The organism is Saccharopolyspora sp. (assembly GCF_017434145.1).
Classification (GTDB): domain Bacteria; phylum Actinomycetota; class Actinomycetes; order Mycobacteriales; family Pseudonocardiaceae; genus Saccharopolyspora_C; species Saccharopolyspora_C galaxeae.
Genome location: NZ_JAFRFW010000463.1, coordinates 1 through 3,178, shown reverse-complemented (window position 1 = coordinate 3,178; position 3,178 = coordinate 1). Strand labels below are relative to the sequence as shown.

Here is a 3,178-nt window from a genome sequence, read left to right as displayed (position 1 = left end):
TGCGTAGCTGGCCAGCGCGAAGCACGCGGATGTCGACGCGCCCGCCAGGGTCTGCACCGGGATCACCAGCGCCTTGGACTCGATCTGCGCGCCGCCGACGTCCTTGAACATCGCGCCCGCGAGCCTGGGGTCCCCGGCGATCTGGCCGAACAACTGGGAACCGGTGTAGAGGGCCAGCACCACGCCTGCGATCAACCCGGCGGACATCAGCGCGATCTCGGCGATCCGCCCGGCGGCGGTCACGTTGTACCCGGTGATCGCGTCCTGCATGGAACCGACGACGGTCATCCCGGACAGCAGCACGATGATGCTCGCCGCCACCGCGAGGGCGCCGGACCCCTCCGGTAGGAAGCTCTCCCGGTACGAGCACAGCAACGCGATGGTGGTGGCGATGGCACCGCCCACCGCCTGCTGGAAGAAGAACGGCAGCGCGCGTTTGTTCAGCACCCGCCCGATCCGGTCCACCAGCGCGGTCGCCACGGCGGCCACGATGGCCAGCCGCGGGCCGCCGCCGAGCAGCACCGACAGCGAAGCCGCCATCCCGGCCCAGGCCAGCGTCGCCACCCAGCGCGGGAACGGGTGCGGTGCGGAGGTGATCTGGTCCAGCTCCGAGTACGCCTCCGCGGCGGACATCTCGCCGGCGGTGATCCGCCGGACCAGCTTTTCCACGTCGTCGAGGCGGGTGTAGTCGATCGAGCGGTTGCGCACCACGCGCAGCGAGGTGATCGGCACCGACTCGGTGCCGCGGTAGCAGGAAACCGTGATCGACGTGTAGATCACGTCGACCTCGCAGTGCGGCAGACCGTAGGCGCTGACCACGCCGATGATCGTGGCCGTCACGTCGGAGGCGCCCGCACCGCTGGCCATCTGGACCTCGCCGATGCGCAGTCCTAGGTCCATGACCAAGTGGACGGTCGATTCGTCGGGCAGTGCCGGCCCGTAAACGGCGTTGCGGGTCCCGACCGTCTCGGCCGGTTCGCGCCGCCGCAGCACACCACGGGCGCGCTGCGTGATTCCCACCGTCGAAACCACCTTCCTGCTCACCGCTCCCGGCGGCTCGCCTTGATCGTCACCTCGCCCATCGGCGCCGTTGCCGTTGCTGTTGCACGGACCTCGGGTGTCCTCGGTCACGAGCCTGACACTTCGCCTCGCGCGCCCGCGTGCGAGGGTCCTGCGCGACCGCCTGCTCGCGGCGGGCGTGCGGTGATTACGATGTGTCCGCGTGGTCGCCGGCATCGCCGGTTGCTGTGCGCCGCTGTAGCTCAGTAGGCAGAGCGCCCGCCTTGTAAGCGGATGGTCAGGGGTTCGAATCCCCTCAGCGGCTCCCGGTTCGAGCAGCCTAAGCGCGTCCTGCCCTTCGGCGACAGGACCCGATCGAGGCATTGATCGCCCCCGGCCGCGAGCCGCGGCGTCAACCCGGCGCGGCCGCGGGGTTGATCGCGATGATGCCGAACAGCCCACCCGCCGGGTCGTGCACCACGGCGAACCGGCCCGGCTCGATGTCGGTGGGGCCCGCGAGCACGGTTCCGCCGAGCCGGTCGAGGTGCTCGATCGCGGCGTCGGTGTCGGCGACGGTGAAGTAGACCGTCCAGTGCGCGGGCAGCTCGGTGGGCCAGCTCGCGGTCATCTGGATCATGCCCGCGATCGTGCGCCCCTCCAGCCGCCAGGCGGTGTAGTCCTCCGCGCCGATCTGCTCGTTGGCCGCCTCCCAGCCGAACACGGCGGAGTAGAACTCCACCGCGGATTCCGGGTCGCGGGTGGCGAGTTCGTGCCAGCAGGGGGCGCCGGGTTCGTCCAGCACGGCCGAGCCGATGTGCTCGTTGGGCTGCCACGCCGCGATGGCCGCTCCCGAGGGGTCGGTGAACACCGCCATGCGGCCAGCGTCCAGCACGTCCATCGGCTCCAGCTGCACCTGCCCCGCCGCCCTGCGCACCGCTTCCGCTGCGGCGTCGGCGTCGCGGACGCAGATGTAGGTGGTCCACGACCGCGGGCCGCTGCTGCCGCCGGAGTGCGGGCCGATGCCCGCGACGGGTTTGCCGTGGCGCAGGCACATCCGGGACCCGCCGCCTTCGTCGCCGGTGTCGTGCACGGTCCAGCCGAACAGCTCGGCGTAGAACTCGGATGTCGTGCTGGGGTCGGGCACGCCGAGGTCCACCCAGCACGGGGTGCCCGGGCGGTATTCGGTGATCTCCATGGGTGTCCCCGCTGCTCATCGAGGTGCGGCCGCCGAGGTGCGGGAGACGTCCGACCGGCGCCATAGTGGGCACCCGATTGTTGGTTGAGTCCGTCGATCGGCGCATCTCGATCAGAACTCAGCTCGCAGTCGCGGTGGCGAATAGTGACCAATTGGTTGACCCATTACCCGTTCGGGTGAGGGTATGGAGCGTGTTCGAAGCCGCTCCGTACAGCGTTGCCGCTGCTACCCAGAGGAGATCAGCGTGTCTCTGGTCCGAGTTCTGACCGGCGCTGCGGGCTTGGCCCTGGCCGCCGCCGCGTTCGCCGTCCCAGCCCAAGCCGCGGCTCCCGCGGCGCCCGCTCCGCCGTCCGACCTGCAGCCGATGATCATCGACGGGGAGGACGCCACGGACGCTCCCTGGGCGGCCCGCCTGCTCAACAACGGCCAGGAGGCGTGCACCGCCACGGCCATCTCGCCGGAATGGGTGCTGACCGCCCAGCACTGCGTGGAAGGCGCCGAGGACGGAGCCATCAGCTTCCGCGTCGGCAGCCTCAACCAGCACGAGGGCGAGGAGTTCAAGGCCAAGTCCGGCGGCGTGCACATCCACGACAGCGTGGACCTCGCGCTGGTCAACGTGGACCGCCCGATGAACGTCGAGTTCGCGCCGCTCGGCGAAACCGGCGACGTCGCCAACGGCGACACCGTGCAGACCTACGGCTGGGGCGCGACCTGCACGGACAAGCCGGAGGCCGAGTGCCAGGCGACCAACCTGAAGGTCGCCGACGTCAAGGTCACCGACATCGCCTGCACGGACTACCGCGGCGGCACCGCGGTCTGCGCCGAGCGCGGCACCGGCATCCCGGCCGGCGGCGACTCCGGCGGGCCGATGTTCTCCAACGGCAAGCAGGTCGGGGTGGCCTCGACCAGTGACCGGGCCACCTCCACGGCCTACAACAACATCACCGAATACCGGGACTGGATCAAGGAGGTCGCCGGCGTCTG

Annotated in this window: 3 protein-coding genes and 1 tRNA gene; 2 read left to right on the top strand and 2 right to left on the bottom strand. The window is 70.5% G+C overall.

Features of this window, described 5'->3' with window-relative positions:
* Window positions 1-1,020 (bottom strand): threonine/serine exporter family protein (locus IJH84_RS12785; protein WP_295144461.1); only part of this gene is annotated, 1,020 nt, incomplete at its 3' end.
* A gap of 231 nt (window positions 1,021-1,251) precedes the next feature.
* On the opposite strand from IJH84_RS12785, the gene IJH84_RS12780 reads away from it, so the two are divergent.
* Window positions 1,252-1,324, top strand: a tRNA-Thr gene (locus tag IJH84_RS12780).
* 87 nt (window positions 1,325-1,411) lie between these two features.
* On the opposite strand, the gene IJH84_RS12775 is transcribed toward IJH84_RS12780, so the two are convergent.
* Window positions 1,412-2,194, bottom strand: coding sequence for a VOC family protein (locus IJH84_RS12775; RefSeq protein ID WP_295144458.1), 783 nt, complete (start codon window positions 2,192-2,194; stop codon window positions 1,412-1,414).
* A 244-nt stretch (window positions 2,195-2,438) separates the two neighbouring features.
* Between IJH84_RS12775 and IJH84_RS12770 the strand changes: the two genes are divergently transcribed.
* Window positions 2,439-3,178: trypsin-like serine protease (locus IJH84_RS12770; protein ID WP_295144455.1), on the top strand; the 740-nt coding region annotated here is incomplete at its 3' end.